Origin of the sequence: Cupriavidus sp. UME77, assembly GCF_014170355.1 — a bacterium.
Classification (GTDB): domain Bacteria; phylum Pseudomonadota; class Gammaproteobacteria; order Burkholderiales; family Burkholderiaceae; genus Cupriavidus; species Cupriavidus basilensis.
Map to the genome: position 1 here is coordinate 1 of NZ_LZZU01000038.1, position 22,984 is coordinate 22,984.

The 22,984-nt window shown below is 63.9% G+C and carries 20 protein-coding genes and 2 pseudogenes; 8 read left to right on the plus strand and 14 right to left on the minus strand.

All coding sequences use genetic code 11. The annotated features are described in order from the left end of the window. The 5 genes and pseudogenes from A9975_RS14010 to A9975_RS14030 all read right to left on the minus strand — a co-directional run. A partial coding sequence (locus tag A9975_RS14010) for an FAD-dependent oxidoreductase (RefSeq protein WP_183033317.1) occupies positions 1 to 351 on the minus strand: 351 nt, incomplete at its 3' end. 178 nt (positions 352 to 529) lie between these two features. Beyond that, positions 530 to 691: pseudogene (locus A9975_RS14015) on the minus strand (PIG-L domain-containing protein); the annotation flags it as partial. A gap of 205 nt (positions 692 to 896) precedes the next feature. Beyond that, positions 897 to 2,060, minus strand: coding sequence for an acyl-CoA dehydrogenase family protein (locus A9975_RS14020; RefSeq protein WP_183033318.1), 1,164 nt, complete (start codon positions 2,058 to 2,060; stop codon positions 897 to 899). Between the two features lie 30 nt (positions 2,061 to 2,090). Then, positions 2,091 to 4,211 (minus strand): acetate--CoA ligase family protein, encoded by a 2,121-nt coding sequence (locus A9975_RS14025; protein WP_183033319.1) that lies wholly within the window; start codon positions 4,209 to 4,211, stop codon positions 2,091 to 2,093. 23 nt (positions 4,212 to 4,234) lie between these two features. Further along, complete coding sequence (locus A9975_RS14030; protein ID WP_183033427.1) at positions 4,235 to 5,590, minus strand: MmgE/PrpD family protein; 1,356 nt, start codon at positions 5,588 to 5,590, stop codon at positions 4,235 to 4,237. A 298-nt stretch (positions 5,591 to 5,888) separates the two neighbouring features. Here A9975_RS14030 and A9975_RS14035 point away from each other — a divergent pair, with 298 nt between their 5' ends. Together A9975_RS14035 and A9975_RS14040 are read left to right on the plus strand one after the other, a co-directional pair. Beyond that, positions 5,889 to 6,800: a LysR family transcriptional regulator gene (locus tag A9975_RS14035; protein ID WP_183033320.1), complete on the plus strand. Its 912-nt coding sequence runs from the start codon at positions 5,889 to 5,891 to the stop codon at positions 6,798 to 6,800. Positions 6,801 to 6,934: 134 nt separating this feature from the next. Then, entirely contained in the window at positions 6,935 to 7,912 is a 978-nt protein-coding gene (locus A9975_RS14040) for a tripartite tricarboxylate transporter substrate binding protein (RefSeq protein ID WP_183033321.1), read from the plus strand. Positions 7,913 to 8,054: 142 nt separating this feature from the next. Here A9975_RS14040 and A9975_RS14045 read toward each other — a convergent pair whose 3' ends face one another. The 4 genes from A9975_RS14045 to A9975_RS14060 form a co-directional block, all read right to left on the minus strand. Next, a complete protein-coding gene (locus A9975_RS14045; RefSeq protein WP_370564602.1) occupies positions 8,055 to 9,065 on the minus strand; it encodes a DnaJ C-terminal domain-containing protein in 1,011 nt (336 codons plus the stop codon). 440 nt (positions 9,066 to 9,505) lie between these two features. Next, complete coding sequence (locus A9975_RS14050; protein ID WP_370564604.1) at positions 9,506 to 10,498, minus strand: 4-hydroxythreonine-4-phosphate dehydrogenase PdxA; 993 nt, start codon at positions 10,496 to 10,498, stop codon at positions 9,506 to 9,508. Further along, the gene (locus tag A9975_RS14055; protein ID WP_183033323.1) at positions 10,499 to 11,470 is read right to left on the minus strand and encodes a tripartite tricarboxylate transporter substrate binding protein; all 972 of its coding nucleotides are present in this window, start codon (positions 11,468 to 11,470) and stop codon (positions 10,499 to 10,501) included. Between the two features lie 85 nt (positions 11,471 to 11,555). Then, positions 11,556 to 12,524 carry a LysR family transcriptional regulator gene (locus tag A9975_RS14060; protein ID WP_183033324.1) on the minus strand — a complete coding sequence of 323 codons (969 nt, stop codon included), beginning with the start codon at positions 12,522 to 12,524 and terminating at the stop codon, positions 11,556 to 11,558. Positions 12,525 to 12,615: 91 nt separating this feature from the next. On the opposite strand from A9975_RS14060, the gene A9975_RS14065 reads away from it, so the two are divergent. The 6 genes and pseudogenes from A9975_RS14065 to A9975_RS14090 all read left to right on the plus strand — a co-directional run bounded on the left by A9975_RS14065 (position 12,616) and on the right by A9975_RS14090 (position 19,395). Beyond that, positions 12,616 to 12,996 carry an alpha/beta hydrolase gene (locus A9975_RS14065; protein ID WP_370564607.1) on the plus strand — a complete coding sequence of 127 codons (381 nt, stop codon included), beginning with the start codon at positions 12,616 to 12,618 and terminating at the stop codon, positions 12,994 to 12,996. A gap of 390 nt (positions 12,997 to 13,386) precedes the next feature. Further along, a complete protein-coding gene (locus tag A9975_RS14070; RefSeq protein ID WP_183033325.1) occupies positions 13,387 to 14,292 on the plus strand; it encodes a LysR substrate-binding domain-containing protein in 906 nt (301 codons plus the stop codon). A gap of 353 nt (positions 14,293 to 14,645) precedes the next feature. Beyond that, a complete protein-coding gene (gene argH / locus A9975_RS14075; RefSeq protein ID WP_183033326.1) occupies positions 14,646 to 16,151 on the plus strand; it encodes an argininosuccinate lyase in 1,506 nt (501 codons plus the stop codon). Positions 16,152 to 16,192: 41 nt separating this feature from the next. Continuing rightward, the gene (locus A9975_RS14080) at positions 16,193 to 17,149 is read left to right on the plus strand and encodes a tripartite tricarboxylate transporter substrate binding protein (RefSeq protein ID WP_183033327.1); all 957 of its coding nucleotides are present in this window, start codon (positions 16,193 to 16,195) and stop codon (positions 17,147 to 17,149) included. A gap of 473 nt (positions 17,150 to 17,622) precedes the next feature. Beyond that, positions 17,623 to 17,787 (plus strand): annotated as a pseudogene (locus tag A9975_RS14085) (integrase core domain-containing protein); the annotation flags it as partial. Positions 17,788 to 18,366: 579 nt separating this feature from the next. After that, positions 18,367 to 19,395 carry a hypothetical protein gene (locus A9975_RS14090; RefSeq protein WP_183033329.1) on the plus strand — a complete coding sequence of 343 codons (1,029 nt, stop codon included), beginning with the start codon at positions 18,367 to 18,369 and terminating at the stop codon, positions 19,393 to 19,395. Between the two features lie 20 nt (positions 19,396 to 19,415). Here the strand turns inward: A9975_RS14090 and A9975_RS14095 are convergent, their stop codons facing one another. The 5 genes from A9975_RS14095 to A9975_RS14115 form a co-directional block, all read right to left on the minus strand. Then, complete coding sequence (locus A9975_RS14095; RefSeq protein WP_370564610.1) at positions 19,416 to 19,712, minus strand: hypothetical protein; 297 nt, start codon at positions 19,710 to 19,712, stop codon at positions 19,416 to 19,418. A 495-nt stretch (positions 19,713 to 20,207) separates the two neighbouring features. Beyond that, positions 20,208 to 20,483 (minus strand): muconolactone Delta-isomerase, encoded by a 276-nt coding sequence (gene catC / locus A9975_RS14100; protein WP_183033330.1) that lies wholly within the window; start codon positions 20,481 to 20,483, stop codon positions 20,208 to 20,210. A 67-nt stretch (positions 20,484 to 20,550) separates the two neighbouring features. Continuing rightward, a complete protein-coding gene (locus A9975_RS14105; protein WP_183033331.1) occupies positions 20,551 to 20,886 on the minus strand; it encodes a 4-methylmuconolactone methylisomerase in 336 nt (111 codons plus the stop codon). Positions 20,887 to 20,944: 58 nt separating this feature from the next. Further along, positions 20,945 to 22,243, minus strand: coding sequence for an MFS transporter (locus A9975_RS14110; protein ID WP_183033332.1), 1,299 nt, complete (start codon positions 22,241 to 22,243; stop codon positions 20,945 to 20,947). A 73-nt stretch (positions 22,244 to 22,316) separates the two neighbouring features. Beyond that, positions 22,317 to 22,979: a 3-oxoacid CoA-transferase subunit B gene (locus A9975_RS14115; protein ID WP_183033333.1), complete on the minus strand. Its 663-nt coding sequence runs from the start codon at positions 22,977 to 22,979 to the stop codon at positions 22,317 to 22,319. Positions 22,980 to 22,984: the final 5 nt, after the last annotated feature.

A 22,984-nucleotide genomic window follows, 5' to 3' on the forward strand; every position in this document is an offset into this window, starting at 1 on the left:
CGCCACATGCAGCGCGCCTGACAGCGGCGGCTGGAAGTGCACGCCGTGGCTGCGCATCCAGTCGCGGCAGGTCGACGAGGCGCGAATGGCCAGGCGAGCCAGCCGCTCGTCGGTCAGGCCGCCGGTGACCTTGAGCAGGTCTTGCCAGTATTCCTCTTCGGGATAGGCATCGACCAGCACGTCTTGTGGCGCGTCGTGCATGCAGCGCAGATTGCGGGTGTGCTGCGAGTTGCCGCCGCGCCACTCGCACGGGGCGGCTTCCAGCAGCAGCACGCTGGCGCCTGCTTCGCGCGCCATCAGGGCCGCGCACAGGGCGGCATTGCCGCCGCCGATGACCAGGACGTCGATCATGGGCGTGCGCCTCGGGCAAGGCTAGGGATAGCCGGCAGGGACGGCTCCCGGATTTGAATAATGGACAGCACGATGAGGGTTCCGGTGGGGATGCCCGCACTGTAGCGGCCCGCCGGCGTCCTGCTAAGCCCCCGGATCGCATGGGGGCATCACGAATCGTGATACCCCAGGGGGGGCGCCCGCGCGTCATCCCTGCGGCCCAAGCGATCTTGAGGTTGTTGCCGCGCTCGGCGTAGAGCGCTATGGCGCCGCCGGCACGCCAGACAAATTCGGCGGCGTGCGCGCTGACCACCAGGATCGAGGGCCGCTGCGCGTCCGGTTGGGCCTGGATGTCGGACATGGGGAATTCTCTTGGATCGTGGTGAGTCGTGTCGGATCGCCGAGTTCGGCCCGCAGGAAGCGGCGCACCGCCGGATCGGCTTCGATTCCGATGGCTCGCCGGTAGACTTCGGCAGCCCCGTTTGCAGGCTGCCGGCCCGGGCAAGCTGCGCGTCCGGCTTTCCGTTGTGCAGAACTTAGTGCGCCCACCTGGGATGCGTTCCTTATCAACCCGCCTGCTGTCTTTCCGGGCGCTGCGCGAAGGTCCGCTCAAATACCGATTCGGCGATGCGGTTCTTCAGGACCTCGATGGAGCCGCCGGCGATCATCCAGCCCCGGCAGCGGCGCAGGCAGTACTCCACCAGCGCCTCCTGGCTGTAGCCCATGCCACCCATGATCTGTAGCGACTCATTGGCAACGTCGAAGCCCGCCTGGTTGCAGAACGCCTTGGCAATCGCGGTTTCCTCGGCGGAAGGAAAGCCGCTGTCCGCGTTGGCCGCGGCCCGGTACAGCAGCAGTTGCCCGGCATCGAGCTTGATCTTCATCTCGGCGAACTTCCATTGCAGGCCCTGAAACTCGCACAGTAGCCTGCCAAATTGCTTGCGCTGCATAGCCCAGTCGCGGGCTACTTGGTAGGCATAGCGTCCCAGCGCCAGCGAGCGCGCTGTATTGCCCATGCGCTCGACATTGAAACCGGCAATCTGCTTCTTGAAGCCGCCCTCGCCCAGCAGCACATCGGACGCCGGAATGCGGACATCCTCGAAATAAATCTGCGCCCATTCCTCGCCCGACATGAAGCGCGAGCGCTGGCCGATGCGCACACCCGGCATCCTGGTATCGATCAGCACGGAACCGATGCCGTTGACGCCCGGGCCAAAGCGCACGTAGGTCAGGATCACGTCGGCGTGCGGGCCATGGGTGGTGAAGACCTTGGTGCCGTTGATGAGGTAGTCGTCGCCATCGGGCGTGGCCGTGGTGCGTAGCTCGGTGACGGCGGAGCCGGCCTCGGGCTCTGTCATGCCGACCGAGATCAAGGCTTCACCGGCCAGCAGGCGGCGTAGCCATTTGTCCTTTTGCGCCGACGAGCCATACTCGGCCAGCACCCGGATGGCGCCGAAGTTGCCGGCCTGGATCACATCGGCGCTGCGCGGGCAGACCGAGGCCACGGCCTGGATCGCGATGATGGCGTCCATCAGGCTGCCGCCCTGGCCGCCGTCAGCCTCGGCCACGGTGATGCCCAGCAGGCCTTGCTCGCTCATCTTGCGGGCGACATCCCAGGGGTAGTCGTCGGTATGGGCGCGGGCGACCGAGCCGGCGCGCAATTCCTTCTCGGCGAAGCGCGTAACGGCATGCTCGAACTCAGCTTGCTCTGGGGTAAGTTTGAAATCCATGTTTGTCTCCGTTTTCTTACTCGATTCGAATCAATTCAGTTCCGCTCTTTGTTCTTCCGCCAGCCGGACCACGCAGTCCACCCCGACCACGCCGTCGGCACGCACGAACAGCGGATTGATCTCGGCCTCCAGCACGTTCACGCCCTCGAAGGCGGCCAGCCGGGAAAACCGCACGATGGCATCGGCCAGGGCGGCGATATCGCCGCGCGGCAGCCCGCGAAACCCACGGATCAGCGCGGTGCTGCGTACCTCGTCGATCATCTCCATGGCGTCGTCCCGCGTCACCGGCGCCGGCCGCAGGCTGACGTCCGGCCGCAGTTCGGCGGCGATCCCACCCGCGCTCAGCATCACGATCGGGCCCACCAGCGGGTCATCCCGGTAGCCCAGCATCAGTTCCAGCAGCTTGTCCTCCATGCGCTGCACGAGGATGCCGTCGAGCCGGGCCTGCGGCGCGGTGCGGCCGACATCGGCAAGGATCGCCGCCGTGGCGCGCTGCAGTTCGTCCGTGTCGCGCACGCCGACGCGTACGCCGCCCACATCGGTCTTGTGCAGGATGTCGCGCGAGCAGATCTTGGCCACCACCGGGTAGGGAATTCTGTGCTTGTACTCCCCCACCGGCATCAGCGCGAGCGGGGCGATCGGCACGCCCAGCGCCGCGAACGCGCTGGCCGCCTCGTATTCCGAGAGATTGCCCGACAGCGGTAAGCCGGCCGGCCAGCCGAGCGGCGCGACGGCTTCGTCGGCCTCGGGATGCGCCCGCGCCGCCTTGAACAACTGCGCCAGCGCGTCCGCGCAGGCTTCCGGCGTGCGGAACGCCGGGATGCCTTCGGCCTGCAGCACGCGCAGCGACTCCCCCGCCTCCGGCGCGAGGAAAGCGATCAGCGGCTTGTGTCCCGCGCCGGCCGCCTCCACCATGGGCCGCACCGCGAGCTGGGGATGGAACTGCGCGGACGAGCCCGCCACGCAAAGCACGGCGTCGCACCAGTCACTCAGCAGCAGTTGCTCGACCAGATCCTTGTACTGCGCGCTGGTCGCGGCCAGCGTCAGGTCAATGATGGGCGTCTGGCGGATGCGCACGCCGCGCGCCGCCATGTGCTCCACGAAGCCGTCCGGCGGCGCCACCGCGTCGATCTGCGACAGGCCCAGGCGGTCCACCACGGTGGCCGCGCCGCCACCGGTGGTGGTCACCACGGCCACGCGGGGATTGCGCTGGAGGGCAGGCACCCATCGGCCATAGCGCAGGGCCAGCGGCGCGGCTTCGAACAAGGCCTCCAGCATTTCCACGCGCATCACGCCGTACTTGCGCAGGAAGGCGTCCACCGCGGCATCGTTGCCGGCCAGCGCGCCGGTGTGCGACTGCGCCAGCGCCTCTCCCTGCGCCGAGCGGCCAAGCTTGTACGCGATGACCGGTTTGCCGGCTTGCCGCGCGCGGCGCAGCGCCGCGCCGAGTACAGCGGCGTCGCGGATCGTTTCCAGGAACAACAGGATCACCTTGGTAGCGGCATCGTCCACCAGCAGATCGACCAGCTCCCCGACGCCAATATCGCTCTCGTTGCCCACCGACACCAGCTTAGCGAAACCCAGCCCACGCGCCACGCCACGCGAGAGCAGCGCGCCGAGCATCGAACCACTTTGCGAGATCACGCTGATGCTGCCGGAGTGCAACTCGTCCATCTCCAGCACGGCATTGACCGACAGCACCGCGCCGGATTCCACATTGACCACTCCGATACTGTTCGGCCCGATCAGGCGCACGCCCAGCGCCCTGGCCTTGCAGACCAGCGCCTGCTGCGCGGCCAGGCCCGCCTCGCCCACTTCCGCGAAGCCGTCCGAGAACACCGTCACCACCTGCACCCCCTTGGCCGCGCATTGCTCCAGCGCGGCTTCGACGTGCTTGCCCGGCACCATGACGAAGGCATGCTCCACCTCCCCCGGCACCGCGTCCAGGCTCGGGTAGGCCTTCTCGCCCAGCACTTCGGTGCGGGTGGCGTTGATCGGGTAGATGGTGCCCTGGTAACCGTGCTTGCGCATGAAGCGCATCGGCCTGGCGGTATTCTTGGTGATGTCGCTGGATGCGCCGACAAGCGCCACCGTGTCCGGCGAGAACAGCGCTTTTGCCAGGCTGCGGGTCATCGCCGTCGTTACAGTCATATCGTTCACGCTTTCCTCCCCTCTCATGCCACGCCAAGACCCGCGAGCCGCAGCCCGCGAACGCTGCCGGTCTCGAGCTGCCACAGCGCGGCGAGCAGTTCCTCGGCCGTGTCGCTGCCGATCACCGGCGCCGCCAGCTCCATGAACTTGTCGTTCAGCGTGGCGTCGTCCAGTGGCGACTCCGGGTCGCCCTTGCGGTAAGGCGCGAACAGCGTGTGGCGGGTGCCGTCCTTCAGCAGGATTTCCACCCGCGCCGCGCGTTGGCGGGGGAACGCCGCGGTCAGCTCAGGATCCGCGTGCAGGGTGACGCGCTTCATCAATTGCCGGATCTGCGGGTCGCGCAGGCGTTCGCCGGAGAAGGCGTCGAGCCGGACCGCGCCGTGCAGGATGCCGTGCGCGATGACGTAGGGCAGGCTGAAGCGGGCTTCGAAGGCGGTGCCCGGTACGGCATTGCCAGTGACGTCGATGGCAGTCTGATAAGTCCACACCGTGACTGCATCGATCCTGGCGGCGTCGATGCCATGCTCGCGCACCAGTTCAATCGCCGCATCGATGGCCGCAAAGGTGTGGCCGCAGCATCCGTGGTTCTTCTGGGTGATGCTAAGGATGTTGTAGTTCGCGCCCAGGCCCTTGGCCACATCCGACCAGTCGGGACTGCCGCACATCGCCGCGCCGAAGCCGGCAGCGCCTTCCAGGATGTCGTGCACGCCGTTGACGCCCACCGCGGCTGCCTGCGCCGCCTGCACGCCCACCATGGCGGCATGTCCCGCGTGCAGCGCCTTGGTCATCGCATCCGAGCGGAAGGCCTGCTGCAGGCCCGAGGCGAACGTGGCGGAGGTGGCCAGCGCATCGGCGGCGACACGCGCATTGCCCGGCGACAGCAGCAAGGCGCCAGCTGCCGCGCTGCCGAAGCAGCCCACGGTGCCGGTGGTATGGAAATAGCGATAGTGCGCGGGCTGGATCGCCGCGCCGATGCGGGTGGAGACCTCATAGCCCGCCACCACGGCCCGCAGGAAGGCCTCGCCGCTCACGTCACGGTATTCGGCCAGCGCCAGCGCGGCGGAGATCGTTGGGCAGCCTGGATGGTAGACCGCGTCGCGGAAGATATCGTCGAACTCGGCAGCATGCGACGCGCTGCCATTGATCCAGGCCGCCGTGGCTGGGAACGCGGTGGTGCCGTGCGCGACCACGGTGGCGTCACCTACGCCCAGTTCGGCGCGGTGTGCCTGCACCAGGTTCGTGCCGGGCGACATGCGCGTGCCCGGGAACAGCGCGGCAAACCAGTCGATTACGGCGCGCTTGCCATAGTGGAGGACCTCGGGCGACGGCGCCCGCCGTCCCTCCGCGCCGACGTATTCGGCTAGTTCATCGATCACCATGCAGTGCTCCTTGTCGTCATACGCCTTGATGGCGGCTTGATCGGTATTGCCTTGCCGCCTTGACCCCATGTTAGGGAGCGCCGGCAGGCAAGCTTTGAAATTTGGTGAAAGCTCCCGAGCACGGTGGCGAAGTGGCGCACGCGCGGGCGCTTCAAGCACTGCTGCCGGCGCATTTAGCGATCCACCTATCGCGGCCGGGAAAATCCCGTTTGACGTTGGCAGCGAAGATGCATAGCATGGCACTCCTGCCTCGGCGCTTTCACGCGCCACGCCATCCGCACATCAGCAAGACACCCGCATGGATATCGGCTCCCTGGAAGTCCTGATCGCCGCCGTCGAGGAAAAAAGCCTTTCCCGCGCGGCCGAACGCGAGAACCTGGTCACCTCGGCGGCCAGCAAGCGCATCTCCGAACTGGAGCGCCAGGTCGGTACCGCGCTACTGGTGCGCCACGGGCGCGGCGTGGAGCCCACGCCGGCCGGCGCCATGCTCTACCAGCGCGCCAGGGCCATCGTCCGCAGCATCAAGCTGGCCGAAGAGGCTCTGGCCACCTATTCAACGGACGGCATCGCCAAGATTCGCCTGGCGGCAAACCCGTCCACGATCCTGCAGTTCCTGCCTACCGATATCAGCGGCTTCCTGCAGAGCGCGCCCGACAGCCGCATCGACCTGATCGAAGCGTTAAGTTTCGACATCCCGCGCATGGTTTCTAACGGCGATGCCGACATCGGCATCTATCACGCCGAAGCACCCAGCCCCGGCGTGTTCTCCCTGCCCTACCGCTCGGACCGGGTGGGACTGGTGGTGCCACGCGGGCATCCACTGGAAGCCAAGGGTTCGCTGCAACTGGAAGAGGCGCTGGATTACGACTTCCTGGGCTATTTCCCGCGCTATACCTTTGAGGCCTTCCTGCAATTGGTGAGCAGCACCATCTCGCGGCCGCTGACGGTGAAGACGCAGGTATCGAATTTCGAGGCGCGCTGCCGGATGGTGCGCGAGGGGCTGGGCATCGCGGTGGTGCCGGAGGGCATCGCCAAGAATTACCTGTCGATGATGGGGCTCAGCCTGCTGACGCTGACTGATGCGTGGGCCGAGCGCAATTTCTATGTGTGCGTGCGCGACCGGCAGTCGCCGCCAGCCGGCACTGCCAAGCTGCTGGACTACCTGTCCCAGTGCGCGACAATGGAGCGTCATTACCAGCGCGCACGCTAGCCGCGCCATCATGATGAAAGAAGGCAGCGTTTCTATTTGATCAACGCTGGGCGGGACCAGCTTCGTACCATGTCTATAGTGGGCACGCGCCAAAGCAGCGCGGCCTGAAACCACCTCAATCCGTGGAGTGAGACATGATCCTGCCAAAGCGGCTAACCGCCGCCGCGCTGCTATTGCTTGCCGGCGCCGTTACAAGCACCGGCGCCAATGCCGAGCCCTATCCGACCAAACCCATTCGCGTCGTAGTTTCCTTTTCGGCAGGCGGCACCACCGATATCCTCGCGCGCGAAGTGGCCAACCAGCTCAGCCAGAGCCTGAAGCAGACGGTGATCGTGGAAAACCGGCCCGGCGCGGGCGGCAATATCGGCACAGAGTTCGTGGCCAAGAGCGCGCCGGACGGCTACACGCTGCTTGCCACCTCGGTCGGCCCGATCGCCATCAATCCCACGCTCTATCCCAATCTCAAGGTCAACCCGCAGACTGCGCTGGCTCCGGTGGCGCCAATCGCCGATGTGCCGAACGTGCTGGTGGTGCATCCCGGCGTGCCCGCCAACGATGTCGCCCATCTGGTAGCCTACGCAAAAGCGAATCCCGGCATGCTGAACTTTGCCTCCACCGGCGTTGGAACCGCCGCGCATTTGTCGGGCGCGCTGCTCAACGAACGCACCGGCGCGAACGCCGTGCACGTGCCCTATAAGGGCGCGGATGCCTTGAACGACCTGCTGGCCGGGCGCGTGCAGTTCATGTTCGCGACGATCCCCTCGGTGATAAGCCATATCCGCGCCGGGCAACTACGGCCGCTGGCCGTCACCAGCGCCAAGCGCGCCGAGGCGCTGCCGGACACGCCGACCATGGCGGAAGCTGGCGTCAAGAACCTGGTGACGGGTGCCTGGTTTGGCCTGTTCGCTCCCAAGGGCACGCCGCCGGAGGTGATTGCCAGGCTGAACAAGGCCGTGACCGACGCTGTCAACAGCCCCGATATGCGCAAGAAACTCCTGCTGCAGGGCGCGGAGCCAATGCAATACACGCCGGAATCGTTCGGCAAGTTCGTGGTGGCCGAGTACCAGGCGTGGCGGCCGATCGTAAAGGCGAGCGGCGCCCGCATCGACTAGCCGCTGGCACCTGGGCCGCGCGTTCGCTGTAGCGTGGGCGTCATGGGGGCTGCCGTTCACGGGGCTCGAGCTCAAACTGGCAGACCCGCAGACCCGCGAGCGGGCCGCGGATGCCCCTGCCACCGGTGCGGCATCGGCGCGGTCAGTCGTGTAAACTCATGCCGTCCGCAAACATGCTTTTGAGCACCTGCTTTTGCGCCTCGCTGAGCCGCCCCTTCGGCAGGTCGATCACGACCCTGAGGCGCAGATCGCCCGTGTCATGGTTGACAGCGTGTCGCAGGCCCTTCCCTAACAGCCGGAGGATCTTCCCCGCGCGCGTCATGGGCGGCACCTCGACGGTATAGGACTGCCCGAGCACGTCGACATGCACTTTCCCGCCAATCGCGGCGGTTGCAAAATCCACCTTTACTTCCCCCATCAGGTCGAGGCCCTGAAGTTTGTAGCTTCCAGCCTTCAGCACCTTGATCCTGCACAGTGCGTCACCATCGGCCCCGCCATTTCCCCCGGGTGTGCCACCACCGACGATGCGAATTATCATGCCATCGACGATTCCACCACGAACGGCCGTCGCAATCTTCCGTTCCGCTTTCGCGTGACCGCTCCCCTTGCATGTAGCGCAGACGTTTGTCCTACCCGAATAGTCGCACTTAGAGCATCCTTCGCCAGCGCACGCCTTACAGCGCGACGCGGCCCGCGCCCATCCCGTACCACCGCAGGCAGCGCACGGGCCAACGTATGGAACCTTCACCTCGATCGTTCCCCCGTTGACCGCAGTCTCGACGGAGATCGATGCCTTGCACTCAATATCCTCGCCGCGTACAGGCGGCGGGGAGCGATGCCAGTAGGAACCGAATCCGGCCGGCTTCGCCCTTCCCGAAGACTGGCTTGCGCCGGCGCCGAAACCAAACGATCCCGCGCCAGACCCGAATCTAGTCTCGTCCAGCGAGTCGTCATAGGCTTCACGCTTCCGTTCGTTGCTCAGTGTTTCGTAGGCGTGCTTGATTTCTTTGAAGCGGGCGGTGGCTTCGGACTGGCTTTTCGGGTTGCGATCCGGATGCCACTGCATCGCCATTCGCCGATAGGCGGCCTTGATCTCTGCCGCAGAGGCAGTTTTGGCAAGGCCCAATGTGGTGTAGTGTGTCCGCGACGTCACCGCTCGACCCTCGTTATTGTCGTCCTGTCGCGGGTCATTCTAGCGCAGCCACCGCCCTCTCCGAACGGCACGGCCGACTACTTCAGATGGCATTGTCAGTTTGCCGGCTCGGTCCCAGGCACATACTCGAGGGCGAGGTCTCGTGCTTAGACGACATTGGCCGCAGCGACTTCGATCGGGTGCTCCGACGTGCGCGGCACCGACGCTGGCACCCCGGGGCGGACTTGGTCGTCTACGGCGTGTTCGACTTGCATGTGAACAGTGGGAGAGAAATTTGTGGCCTGACCTATGACCGACGAAAGGCTGCTCTGGCGTCTCTGCTCTCTGAGCGCCCGCGAGCCTTCTTTATGTCGACCAAGACGCCAATGGGCATTGGCTGTTTGAGCCAGGTGTCATGCGTATCGATGCGGCGCAGCACATCGCGCCGCGCTGCCACTTTTCTACGCCAGCCTGCCCGCCCGGTGGCTCGCGCCCATCCGACATGCCAGGTCAAAGGCATTGGACATGGCGGCGCCGTTGGCATTGCCGAGGCCGACGATGTCGTAGGCGGTGCCATGAGCCGGCGTGGTCACGGGGATGGGCAGACCGCCCTCCACGGTGACGCCTACTTCGAACCCCAACAGCTTGGTCGCGATCTGCCCCTGGTCGTGGTACATGGTGACGATGCCGTCCAGGTGGCCGTTGCGGGCTCGCACGAAGATGGTGTCGGCGGGATAGGGGCCTTCGGCGGGATAGCCGGCGGTGCGCGCCTGCTCGATGCCGGGGGCGATGATGTCGCCCTCCTCGCTGCCATAGTTGCCGTTGTCGCCGTTATGCGGGTTCAGCCCGCAAACGCCGATGCGCGGCGCGGGATTGCCAGCGGCCTTCAAGGCATCGGTCAGCATACGGATCGCGCCGTCGATGCCGGCGGGCGTCAGCAATGACGACACATCCTTGAGCGGCACGTGGGAGGTCACCCGTGCCGTCCAGAGTTTGTCGAGAACGTTGAATTCGCCGCAGCGGCCCTCGTAATCCAGCAACTTGGCAAACCAGCGCATCTCGTCTTCTTCGTGCATGCCACCCAGGCGCATCGCACCCTTGTTGAGCGGGCCAAAGCACAGCGCATCCGCGCGGCCGTCGCTCACCATGCGCGCGCCTAGGCTCAGGCCCTCCAGCATGAAGGCGCCATTCTCACGAGCGGCCTGGCCGGGCGCAAACGTGGCGCCCGTGCCGGGCCAGTCGATGATCTCCAGCCAGTTGGACGCTTGCGGCAGTGCAACGCCGGCCGCGTGTGCGCCGGCCGCCAGCGCGGCGCGGCTGGCGATCAGCGCCACGCTGGCCCGCGCGGGCAGTTGCGGGTCGGCCAGCAGGCGCGCGACGATCTCGGGGCCGATGCCAGCGGGGTCGCCAATAAACAGTGCAATACGGGGCAGCGTGGCCATGGCTTGATTCACTTAATCCATCTTGATGTTCTGGTCTCGGATCAGCTTGCCGAAGCGGTCATAGTCCGCTCTCTGCAGCTGGATGAACTGCTCGCGGGAGAGCGTGCCGGGATCGCCGCCAAGGCCGCGCAGCTTGCCCTGTACCTCGGGCAGTTGCAGGGCGGCATTGAATTCCCGGGTCAGGCGTTCCAGCGTGGGTGCGGGGGTCTGGCGTGGCGCGTAGAACGCGTACCACGTGCTCATGTCCGCGGCCTTGATGCCGAGCTCCTGCAGCGTTGGCACATCCGGCAGCGCGGACGCCCGCTTGGGCGTGGTCACAGCCAGCGCGCGCAGCCTGCCCGAGCGGATATGCGGAATGGCCGAGGACGATGTATCCAGCATGATCTGCACCTGGCCCGCCATCAGGTCGACATGGGCCTGCGAACTGCCTTTGTACGGTACATGGACCATCTGCGTGCCGGTAGCCTTCATGAACAGTTCAGCAGCCATGTGCTGCACGCTGCCAATGCCCGAGCTGGCGTAGCTGAACTTGCCGGGCTGCGCCTTGATCTGCGCGACCAGGGACGCCACGCTGTCGGCGTTGACCTGCGGCGCCACCAGCAGCACGTGCGGGACCACCAGGGCCAGGCCGATTGGCGTCAGGTCCTTGAGCGGGTCGAAGTTCAGCCGCATCAGCTGGGGCGCGATTACCTGCGGCGAATTGGTCGCGGCCAGCAGCGTGTAGCCATCGGCCGGCGCCTTGGCGGTGAGGTCCGCGGCGATGGTGTTGGCCGCGCCGGGGCGGTTGTCGACCAGCATGGGTTGCCCCATGGAGCCGCCCATCTTGTCCGCGAACAGGCGCGCCACCACATCGGTGCCGCCGCCCGGCGGGGCGCCGACATTCACGCGGATAGGCTTGTCGGGGTAGGCGGCGAAGGCTTGCGCGCAGTGCCAGAGCAGGGACACTGCGGCGAGCGCGCGCAACCGCGCGCGAGTTGTTTGCATGGGGAGTCTCCTGGCTGTCGCGTGCCGTCATGGGCGCGCTTAGATACCTGCCCCGTACTATGCCGGCACCAGGCACCGCCGGCCATCAACCTTTCGGCGTACCTGCGTTCACATTTGGTGAATCCAGCCCCGCCAGCAGCGGTATCAGGGCCCGGGCGGCGGAGGATAGCTCCATCTGCGGCTGGTGGCAAAGCACGAAGCGCCGGCATGCCCATGTCTCGTCGATGGCGAGGTGCCGGAATCCCTTGCCGCGCGCGAACATGGCGGCTACCGACGCTGGCATGATGCCGATACCGATCTGTCCGGCGATCATTGCGATCATGCTGTCGAAACTGCCCACGCGAACGCGCATGCGCAAGGGCCGGCCGGCCGCCACTGCCAGCCGGCCGAGCGTGATGGAGATGGAGGCGCCTTCGGTCAGGCCGATCACTTCATGGGCCAGCAGGTCATCGATTGTCACCTTGCGCAGGCCAGCGAGCGCATGCGCGTGGTGCGCCACCAGCACCAGCCGGTCCTCGCGATAGGGCAGCGTGGGCAACGCGATCGGCCCGACCGTGCTCTCGAAGACGCCGACGTCCGCCAGCCCGCGCCTAACCGCCTGGATCACCCCCACGCTGTTGAGCTCCTGCAGGTCCACCTTGATGTCCGGCCACGCCGCATGGCAGCGGCCAAGGTCGGCGGGCAGGAACTGCACCACGGCCGATGTACAGGCGGCGATCCGAATCACGCCTCGGTCGCCGTGCAGGAACGCGGCGGCGTCGTCCTGCATCCGGCCAACGGCATGGATCAAGCTGCGCGCATGCGCCAGCATGGCGCGGCCCGCATCGGTCAGCGCCATGCCATGCGGGCGGCGCTCGAACAGCGCAAGGCCGAGTTGGGCCTCCAGCTCGCGAATGCGCCGTGACGCGGCGGCCGGCACCAGGCACAGTTGCTCCGCGCCACGCGTGATGCCACCCAGCTCCGCGGTGGCGATGAACAGGCGCATGGTGGTCAGGTCGAAACGCAGGCTGGCAGCGGTACTGGCCGCCAGGCGGGCGGCGGGGGAGCTTGGCATGGGCTTCGGGGATCCGGTATCGGGTGCCCTGGGGGAGGCTGAGGCCAGAGTTTACTGCATGGCCGGCAGTCGCGGCAGAGGCGTGCGACAAGTGGATCTGACCGAGTCGGGCGACAGCTTTGTGCTGAATCAGCTCATCGACGTCCTGTTGCCCAGGTCGCTGATGCCCAACAACCTGCTGTATGTCGCTGGCGTCGACCTAGCCCATCCCTATCTGTCGCCGCTGTTCGGTGATTTCTCCAAGGGCTCTTTGCCGACCTTTATCCAGAGCGGCACGCGCGACCTGTTCCTGTCAAACGCTGTACGCCTGCACCGCGCGCTGCGCCGCGCAGGTGTTCCCTGCGAGTTGCACATCTTCGAAGCCATGCCTCACGGCGGTTTCATAGGCGCGCCGGAAGACCGGGAGTTGCGCGCGGAAGTGGTACGCTTTGTCCGCTGGCCCGCTCGCCGTCGCCACTTTTCAATAGCATAAACGCATCATCGAGCAACGACGGCAATCCCACGCCGGCCGAGGAAGAGGCGGCCTTGGGAGCCTTCCTGCAGTTCCTCTGCCGGACAGACGAGCGCGAAACCTGGGCATTGAAGGTGGCGCGCACACTAGCAGAGACCTCCCTAGAGCGGTTGCGGGACGGCAAGGCGGACCGAGTTCAATTCGGCGAACGTGGCGGAAATGATCGGTGACACCGTGACACCGGAGGCCGCCACCAGCTGGCTGACTTTGTGACGCCGACGGCAAGATTCTGACTCTCGCCTCTCTAGCCGGACAACCCCAGCCGGGGTTGGACGCGTATAAGGAGATCTGACGCTTGCAGCAGTGTGCGACGTTGATTACCCTTGCCCGAAAGTTCTCCCCTAGCTACCCATGCAACTGAACCCCCGTCAACTCGAAGCCTTCCGTAGTGTCATGGTTTCCGGCAGCATGACTATTGCTGCCGAGCTGCTGAAGATCACTCAGCCCGCGGTGAGCGCACTCATTAGGGACCTCGAAAAAAGACTGGAGATTCGTCTGTTTCGGCGGGAAGGCAATCGCCTCATTCCGGGAGCAGAAGCCCAGCGGCTGTTCCGAGAGGTGGACCGGTTCTATCAGGGTATGGAGCAGATCGAGCGCGTGGCGATGGACCTCAAGTCAGCGCGCATCGGTACCTTACGTGTTGCATCAATGCACACGTTGGGCTTGAGCTTGCTCAGCGAAGGAATCAGGGAGTTTTCACTCTCGCGCCCCGATCTGGCCATCTCGCTGGACGTTCGAAACTCCCTAGGCGTGCTGGAGCTTGCCGCCGCGCACCAAATCGATGTCGGATTTGTGCAGATGGCCGTCAACGAGTACCCAGGAGTCGATGTTTCCCCGTTACCAAGCGTCGCGGCCGTCTGCGTCCTCCCTCGCGGCCATGCTTTGGCCCGCAAGAAGTCATTGAAGATCACCGACCTGCAAGATGAGCCGCTTATCTTGTTGAGCCGCAATAGCCCGGTACGTATGCGATTGGAGATGGAACTCGAAGCCGCCGGAGTGACATGCAAACGCTCGGTGGTCACGTCGCTCGGTCACGTGGCGTGCAGTCTGGTGGCAGGCGGCCTCGGCCTGACTGTAGTCGATCCCTTCACCGCTCGCAGGGTGCGCGAACCGGGCGTGGTTTGGCGTCCTCTATCGCCAGCTGTGGAGTTTCACTTTTCCATAGTTCTGCCTTCCCATCAACCGCGATCAAAGGTTGTTGACGATTTCATCAAAGTAGTCAAGGCACTCTTCAAAGCCAACGTGGCTTTGCCCTAGTCCTCAGCACGCCGCACCGGATTACCCCATGTCCTCAACAGCGAGGCACGGTTAGGTCTTGCGCGCCACGAACTGGACGGCGGTCGCACCAAACCTTTGTGCGAGCAAAAGAATCTCTTATGCGCGTCCAACCCCGTCTGTAGTTGTGCTTGCTTGACCAAAAATTCATCATCTAGTCATGGAATCGGACTGGCAGGACTGACCAGCGTCGTTGGTCTTCGGCGAAGGTTCAGTCAGATGCTTCGAACTGCGCGACCTTCTTGAGCGTGCCTGGTGAGGCCCCTTCCGATTCGTTCTTAGCTGGGTAGAGAAGCGCCGCCTCAAGGCTCGAGCCAATTGCCACACTTAATGCCATGACATCCTCAACTTCCCACGAAACACTACTTGCCGAAGCTCGGCTAAGCTCGCCCCCTGCCTCCCGGCTTACGAAGCACTACGCACTGCCGGGACTCGAGCGTGAACGCAGGCAGTTTCACGAGTTCGTCGCCGTTGATCTTGCCCATACCACCATGCTTGTGGAAGAAGGCATTCTTTCGGCGGACACCGGACGCGCTATCCTGGAACAGTTGCTAACCATCAGGCACATGGAACCTTCGACGTTTCCAGTTGATGCGCGCAAAGGTAGCTTCCTGTTGCAGATCGAGTCGTATCTCTTCAGCGCTATTGGAGAGGATGTGGGTGGCCAGATGCACACAGGCCGCAGCCGGATCGATCAAGGTGCTACCGTACGCCGCCTGTACAAGCGAAACCGCATTCTGGATGTGATGGACCGGCTGAACGAGTTCCAAGGTGCAGTCGCTGCGCAAGCGCGCCGCCATGCTCACACGATCATGCCTGGCTACACGCATATGCAGCAGGCACAGCCGTGGGTCTTCGGACATTATCTCCTCAGCTTCAGCTCTCGTCTGCACGACAGCTTTGAGCGTCTTGCTCAAGCCTACGGGCGTGTCAACCGCAATCCATTGGGAACGGTTGGTCTTTCCGGGACGTCATGGCCGCTCAACCGCGCACGAACCACGGAGCTGCTTGGATTCGATGGTCAAGTCGAAAACTCAAAGCTTGGCCGTGAAGCCTTTGACGCGGCCGATGCTATTGGTGCATTGTCTTTCATCATGGCCGACCTGAACGATCTGGCTACCGATCTGCATATTTGGTCCAGCACCGAATTCGGATTGGTTGAATGCGACGACAGCTACTGTGGCACGAGCAGCATCTTCCCGCAGAAGAAAAATCCAGTAGCTCTGGAAACCATCAGGAAGGCTGCCGGCCCTGCGGTAACGTGGCTTGGCGCCGCGCTGGCCACGTTTCGGGCCGAGGGGACAGGCGACCAGGCAATGCGCACCGTCCCTCACATCGATGAAGCGTTGTCAACGACCGAGAGCATGCTCGATTTGTTCACAGGGGTAATCGAAACGCTGATCGTGCACCAGGACCGCATGGCCGAATCGCTCAAGGGTAGTTGGTGCACTGCAAGTAACCTCGCGGACGTAATCGTGCGTGAACGAGGCCTGTCCTTCCGCCAGGTGCACCACATCGTCGCCCGCGCAGTGCGCAACTGCGTCGCGCAAGGACTGCGCCCGGATCAGTTGACCAGTGCTCGTCTCGACGAGGCTGCGCTCGAAACGGCTGGTATCGCGCTGAATCTGGGCGACGCCGCCGTACAAGAAGCGCTCGATCCGCGTCGCTTTGTCGAGACCCGGATTACCGATGGAAGCGTCGGGCCGCATCAGGTCGCACGATTGCTCGATGCTGCAGCGCAGGAGCGAGCTGCAGATCGACAATGGGTAAGTATGGCGCGCACCCAATTGAATCGTTCGCAGCAGATGCTCATCGAGGCTGTTGGCAAACTAGTTGCTTAAGGCGTACCGCCCTAGACAAGATGCTTAAGGAGACGCAGGTTATGTTGAAGTCTGTTGTGGTTCTCATGTCGGTCGCCGCACTTTCCGTGGGTGTTCGCGCGGAGACCTATCCATCGAAGCCGATCATGTTGGTTGTGCCCTTTGCGGCTGGTGGTACGGTGAACATGATGGGGCGCCTGGTAGCCGAGCATATGGGGGAAATGCTCGCTCAGCCAGTCGTTGTCGACAACAAGGCCGGCGCTGGTGGTGCAATTGGTGCGGGATTCGTCGCCAAGGCCACCCCCGATGGATATACCCTGTTGCTGGGTTCCATGGGACAAGCCGTTCAGCCTCTCCTTACCAAGAGGCTTTCATACGATCCCAAGAAGCTCATTCCTATTGGAATGTTCTCGACAGTCTCGAATGTCCTAGCCGTATCCAGAAAAACTCCCGCGAAGAACGTCTCGGAGCTGATCAACTATTCGAAAGTAAGTCCCGGCAAGCTGAATATGGCCTCGGCGGGGATGGGCTCCATCAACCACCTCATCGGTGAACTGTTCATGTCCAGAACGGGAGCCAACTTCGTACACGTACCGTACAAGGGCGCTGGTCCTGCAGGTGTCGACTTGCTCTCCGGGCAAGTACAACTGATCTTCGCGAATCTGCCGAACGTGCTTCCTTTTGTGAAGGCAGGGAAGGTCCGTCTGTTGGCTGTCGCTAGCGAAAAGCGCGATCCTGCTATTCCCGACGTACCTACCTTCGCCGAAGCAGGAGTAAAGGACGCGGTTGTCGAATCGTGGTACGGCCTGATGGCACCTGCCGGTACCAAGCCTGAGGTAGTGAAGAAGCTTCAGGATACTCTGCTGATCGTGACCAAAGACAAGCGCTTCATTTCCCAGCTGGCGGAGCAAGGCGCCCGACCGTACCCCGGCTCCAGTACAGACATGACTCAGGTTATAGAAAAGGAAGGGAAGCGCTGGGGTGAGGTGATCGACCACGCCAAGATCTCGCTGGACTGAATCGACACACCGCCGAAGCTTGGGGTTCTCCCGAAGCATTGAGCAGCACTGGGCCCTTCCGCGCGGAGGGCTTTTTTTGGTTCATTGCCAATCCGGGGGGTCTGAAGCATTCCCGCGGAATGGCCGACGATTCAATCGTAGCCATCTGACTATCTACAAAAAGTGGGCCACTGGTGCGGCGACAATTTGGGTTCTTCAATCTGGTCCTCGGTGAGTGGCCGTCTCAATCGCCCAGACGCTAGTGGATGACCAATGACTGATCTCGAATCAAATCGAACCACACCAAACTCAGTGCGACGAGACATAAGCCGTATCGGCGAATACTGGGGGAATCGTGAGGCTCGCGCGCATACGCTTCGCCTCCGCGGCCGGGGTCAAGCGCACCACGGTCTGAGCGCACAATAGGCTGGTCACCGCCGGGGCGCGACCCTCTCGATGGCAGCATCTAACATGGAGTTGACCAGATCCACGTCTGGGCGTATGCCTGGACCTATCAGAATGCCCAGGAGCGTGTCCAAGTGCTAACCCATTGGCAGCATCACTACAACTGGCATCGCCCACATAGCGGCATCGGCGGCCTTGCGCCCATGACCAGACGTCCTGCGTCGAGAGATAACGTCTTGATGCTTCACATCTAGGCCAGGGCGCGCTGGCGGGTTGGCGTGCGGGCGGCAAGCGACATCTTGTTGTACGTCGTGCATCACTTTTATCTATTCTTGATAATCTTTCTTATCAAAAGTAGAGATCGTGAGGGGCAGTTAGAGTATCTGATAGCTATCTAGTACCCATTTCGCGAGGTTTTCAGCGGCTGGCAGTAGAGTCGATTGCAATGAGTCGATGCCGCGTGCGCGGCGCCAAGCACAACAGGGCAACAACTTGCCGCACAATTCCGCAGTCGTTCAAACGAATTTGCCGCCCCTCCCCTCGAACAGCGGCCCGGCCGTTCAGATATCACAACGTTTCGCTTAGGCCCTTGCGTCGAACGCAGTTCTGCGAGTGTCTTTTTCAGCATTTATCGTTATTTATTTGTAAACGATAATTTATCGTGCGAAAATAAATGACTATAAATGCATCATAGAGCACTTAGTAGAGCCTCCGCCGCCTCTGCAAGGTACACATTCCACCGCCCGGCGCTAGCGGCGAGCTTTTGCTCTGCCCTGTCCGGTGAGGGCCTGTTGGGCGCGCGCTGGGTCCTATTTCTTGCCGCGCAACGGCGCGTGGGCAAGTCTACGTTCCTGCGGGAGGACCTCATCCCCGCCGCCGAACACCGTGGCTGGACAACCGTCTACGTCGACCTTTGGTCGAACAAAGCCCATGACCCCGCCGAGCTGATCGCCGACGCGATCAAGCATCGCATTGCCGATTACGACGGCGTGGTTACGAAGGCGGCAAAAGCGATCGGGCTGACAAAGGTTACCGTCTTGGGGACGCTCGGCTTGGACCTGTCTGTCACAGGACTACCATCGGGGGTCACGCTGACGCAGGTGCTCGAGGCGCTGCACGAGACAGGCAGGAAGCCGGTCCTGCTGATCGTGGATGAAGCGCAGCACGCTCTCACCACCGCGCCGGGGCTGGAGGCCATGTTTGGCCTGAAGGCCGCTCGCGATGCTATGAACCTGTCCGGGGCGGCTCCGAATCTGATGCTCGCGTTCACGGGCTCCAGCCGCGACAAACTCGCTCACCTTGTGATGAACGCGAGGATGCCATTCTACGGCTCACGCGTGACGCCCTTCCCCCTGCTGGATCGTGAGTTCACTGACGAATACACGGCGAGCGTAAACCTTGCGCTCGCCGCCGACAATCAGTTGGACCCAGCCGCTGTCTACGAGGCCTTCGAAATGCTCGGGCATCGTGCCGAATTGCTCCGCAGCCTGATCGGCGAGATAGCGCTCGCGCAGAACTCCCAGAACCTCAGTGAGCAGCTTCGGAATGATGCACATCTAGTCCAGGATTGGGTTTGGCAGGACGTCGAAAGCGACTACGAATCCCTAACGCCTTTGCAGCAAGCCGTAGTGCGGGTGATGAGTGCCAAAACTGGGCAGCTTTCGCCGTTTGGCGAGAACGCAATGACGGCTTACAAAGCACTGGTGGCCAGCGATGTTTCGGTCAGCGCCGGCACGGTGCAGAACGCCATAGATGCACTGCGCGAAAGGGAGATCGTGTGGAAGGAATCCCGTGGCTCGTATGAAATTGAGGATCAGGCCTGGCGGGCCTGGCTGCACGCCAAAGGGCTTACCGAGAAATAGCCAACCGCCGACGGGTCCTTTCATTGAAATAATCTATTTGCATGAGTCCCTTTTGCGCCGGTTTTTCGCATGATCGGACGCGGAAATGCTCCGCCATCTGCCCGGCGTTGACCGTGCGCCGCGGGCAGTCCGGCATCTAGCCCGTCCCAGCACGGCCCCTCGGCATTGCGGTAGCCGACCGAGCGCGGGCTCGGCGGCGGCGCAAAGCACCCTCTCGCGTCCAACTCCTCCATCGTCAGCCCGTAATCGAGCATCTGCGCCCGGATCCAGCGGATCGCGTCCACCCGCTCAATTTCCGTTGTCATCGTTGTCGTCATGTGGGTTGAGGGGGACCGTCGGCGCACCCGCCTCTTCTTCGCGATTGGCCCCTCTTGGCCACAGCCTTTCCGCTCGCTGGCTTCGGCGCGTTCCTGGACGATGCTTGCCGCTCGGCATGACGCGCCTCTGATGTTCACCTTGTAGCCCGACTGCGGTAGGCGCCCTTGCGGAAGATATTTGCCCAGGCTGGGCGCGTGCGAGATGCGCTTGCGGGGAGGTCCAGGCCCAGCCACATGCCGGCCACATATGTGCCGACCGTGATTCCGGAGTCAATTGGAACCAGGGCTCGCCCGCAGGAAGGCCCATTAGCGTCACACACGGAGCGTGAACTGCGGACTGCTTAGGTTTGCTGCGAGCTCTCGTGGTCAACAACCTGCTCGGCGCGCTGAAGAGCTGCGCGGTCAAGTCGCCGGGTTTCGGCGACTCGCGTACCGAGCGGTTGGGCGGTCGGAGGCGGCATGGCCAGCGCCTGCCCCGCCGCCATTAGACCACCGTCAGATCGCCGACGGATGCTGCGCCAGCGGCGTGACCTGGATGGTCATATAAGGAAACAGCGGCAGCGACGACAGCAGCGCGTGCAGTTCATCGTTACTCTCCACGTCGAAGATGCTGACGTTGGCGTAGCGGCCCACGACGCGCCACAGGTGAGGCCACTTCCCGGATTTCTGGATCTCGATGGCCCGCGCCTTCTCCGCGGTCTTGATGGCGTCGGCCCGCTCGGCCGGCAGGGAGTCGGGGATTTTCACGTCCATCTGTACGTGGTAAAGCATGGTGTCTCCTTGAAGGGTGGTTGTAGGGTGGGCCCGCCCGGTAGTGGACAGCTGGGGCCGGTCCAGCTCAGCCCGCGCCGTCGCCGACCGTCTCGGTGCGGAACGGCTTGAGCCGGCCGATGAAGGTCTTGCCGTGCTCGAACCAAATCTTGCGGGTGTCGGAAGCCATATAGGTGGCGTAGGCCGCTTCGTTCTCGAACCAGCATTCGCCGATGGCATCGACGTGGCCGATGTTAAAGAATGGCACGTGGGTGTCGGTGGGCTGCTCGGCAACGAGTCGGACCTCGTATTTGTGAAGGCCCGGCACGTCGTGCGACATGTCGTAGTGCCGCCGGCATTCGGCGCGGAAAGTGGCATCGGACATGCCTTCTGGCTTCACCAGCAGGTACAGCATGCGGATCATCGTGTCTCCTCTTGGTATGAATCAGTTCTGTGTGGTGCGCGCCTGCCGGCGCCGCGCATCAAGTATGCGCCCGCGTGGGCTCGGCGAGCGCTGTCGCGGCGCGGGTCTCGGTATTGGCACCTTCCGCTGCGCCGATGTGCTCGATGGCGATGCCTCGTGTCTCGGGCAACAGCAGGATGCCGAACACGGCGATGGCATAGGCCACCAGGCAGAAGGCGCCTATGGCGTTTGCTAGGCCGATGTGGGTGGATAGCACGCCGACACCGACGACGGAGCCCGCGCCCACAGACTTGCCGACGTTGTAGGCGAAACCCATGCAGGTGGTGCGCACCTGGGTGGGGAACATCTCGCTCAGGAAAGGCCCCAGCGCGGCGAACATACCGATCGCGGAGAAGCCGACCAGGAAGCCGAGCACAGCAGCCAGCACCGGATTTAACGGCAGCAACATATAGCTGGTGGTGACGATCCACGCGCACACGGCCAGGCCTATCAGCGTGGGGCGCCGGCCGATGCGGTCGGCCAGGTCTGCGGCCACGGCGAAGCCGCAGAACGAGCCGAAGGACATGATGAATACGGTGACGATCATCGAGGACGCGGCTACCTGGCGCTGGGCGAGCAGCGAGGGCAGCCAGATCAGGATGGCGTAGCAGCCGGCCTGCAGGCCGATCACCAGTACGCTGGAGAGGATCAGCGAGCGCGCGTACTGGCGGCTGAACACCGAGGCCAGCGAAGCGCGCGCCGTGCGGCTCTGCCTGGCGCGCTCGAACATGGCCGAGTCCTTGATGTGGCGGCGGATGAAGAGCACGATCGAGGCCGGGATCACGCCGCTCCAGAAAGCCACGCGCCAGGCCAGGTCATGCGGCAGCCAGGCCAGCAGCGCCGTGGCCACCACCACCGCCAGCGCCCAGCCCAGGGCGAAGCCGGATTGCACGAAGCCCATGGCCTTGCCGCGGTGCTTGGGGTCGATTACCTCGGCCATCAGCGCGGCGCCGACGGCCCATTCGCCGCCGAAGCCCAGCCCTTGCAGCGTGCGCGCGACCAGCAGTTGGTTGTACGACTGCGCGAAGCCGGCAAGCACGCCGAAGAACGTGAACCAGACGATGGCGAACACCAGGATGCGCGCGCGGCCGTAGCGGTCGCTGAGGATGCCGGCGCCCCAGCCGCCGATGGCAGTGACGACCAGAGCCACGGTGCCCAGGACGCCCACTTCGGCCTTGCTCAGGCCCCACGCCGCGGTTAGCGCGGGCAGCAGGAAGCTGAACATCTGCATGTCGAAGGAATCCAGCGCCCAGCCGGAATAGCAGGCCCAGAACGTCTTCTTCTGCTGGGCATTCCCAGCCTTGTACCAACCTGTCATTTTTGTCTCCTGTCTGTTCTGGCTCTTCTGTCTTGTCTTGGTCCCGCTGCCGCGCGCGGCTCCCGCCCGGTGCTCAGGCGTACTCGGCCATGACCATCGTCGTGAAGTCGAGCGCCACGCCGGTGACCGACTGCAGCGCCTGCGGCGACATGTCGCCGACGATCTCGATGACCGACACCCCTCGCGGGCCGATGGCGAAGGTGCCGAGTTCGGTGTACACGCGGCCCACGCATGCCATCCCGGTGAGCGGGTAGCTGCACTGGCGGCGCAGCTTGCTCGCGCCGTCCTTGGTCAGGTGGTCCATCATCACGAACACCTGCTTGGCGCCGATGGCCAGGTCCATGGCGCCGCCGACAGCGGGGATGGCGTCGGGCGCGCCGGTGTGCCAGTTGGCGAGGTCGCCGCGTTCCGAGACCTGGAAGGCGCCAAGCACGCAGATGTCGAGATGGCCGCCGCGCATCATGCCGAAGGCGTCGGCGTGATGAAAAAAGGCCGCGCCGCGCTCCAGCCGGATCGCTTCCTTGCCGGCGTTGATCAGCTCCCAGTCTTCCTGGCCGGGTTCGGCGGCCGACCATTGCCCCAGCACGCCGTTTTCGCTGTGCAGGATGACTTCGCGGTGGCGCGGCAGATGGTTGGCCACCAGCGTGGGCAGGCCGATGCCGAGGTTGACGTAAGCGCCGTTGGGGATGTCGCGCGCGACGCGCGCGGCCAGCAGGTTTCTTGCCACTTGGTCCATTTGCC

Coding starts and splice junctions, on each gene's coding strand:
- A9975_RS14035 (WP_183033320.1), top strand. CDS start 5,889: ATGGATATCGGCTCCCTGGAAGTCCTGATCGCCGCCGTCGAGGAAAAA.
- A9975_RS14080 (WP_183033327.1), top strand. CDS start 16,193: ATGTTGAAGTCTGTTGTGGTTCTCATGTCGGTCGCCGCACTTTCCGTG.
- A9975_RS14020 (WP_183033318.1), bottom strand. CDS start 2,060: ATGGATTTCAAACTTACCCCAGAGCAAGCTGAGTTCGAGCATGCCGTT.
- A9975_RS14115 (WP_183033333.1), bottom strand. CDS start 22,979: ATGGACCAAGTGGCAAGAAACCTGCTGGCCGCGCGCGTCGCGCGCGAC.
- A9975_RS14030 (WP_183033427.1), bottom strand. CDS start 5,590: ATGGTGATCGATGAACTAGCCGAATACGTCGGCGCGGAGGGACGGCGG.
- catC (WP_183033330.1), bottom strand. CDS start 20,483: ATGCTTTACCACGTACAGATGGACGTGAAAATCCCCGACTCCCTGCCG.
- A9975_RS14070 (WP_183033325.1), top strand. CDS start 13,387: ATGCAACTGAACCCCCGTCAACTCGAAGCCTTCCGTAGTGTCATGGTT.
- A9975_RS14095 (WP_370564610.1), bottom strand. CDS start 19,712: ATGACGACAACGATGACAACGGAAATTGAGCGGGTGGACGCGATCCGC.
- A9975_RS14105 (WP_183033331.1), bottom strand. CDS start 20,886: ATGATCCGCATGCTGTACCTGCTGGTGAAGCCAGAAGGCATGTCCGAT.
- A9975_RS14025 (WP_183033319.1), bottom strand. CDS start 4,211: ATGACTGTAACGACGGCGATGACCCGCAGCCTGGCAAAAGCGCTGTTC.
- A9975_RS14055 (WP_183033323.1), bottom strand. CDS start 11,470: ATGCAAACAACTCGCGCGCGGTTGCGCGCGCTCGCCGCAGTGTCCCTG.
- argH (WP_183033326.1), top strand. CDS start 14,646: ATGACATCCTCAACTTCCCACGAAACACTACTTGCCGAAGCTCGGCTA.
- A9975_RS14060 (WP_183033324.1), bottom strand. CDS start 12,524: ATGCCAAGCTCCCCCGCCGCCCGCCTGGCGGCCAGTACCGCTGCCAGC.
- A9975_RS14110 (WP_183033332.1), bottom strand. CDS start 22,243: ATGACAGGTTGGTACAAGGCTGGGAATGCCCAGCAGAAGAAGACGTTC.
- A9975_RS14040 (WP_183033321.1), top strand. CDS start 6,935: ATGATCCTGCCAAAGCGGCTAACCGCCGCCGCGCTGCTATTGCTTGCC.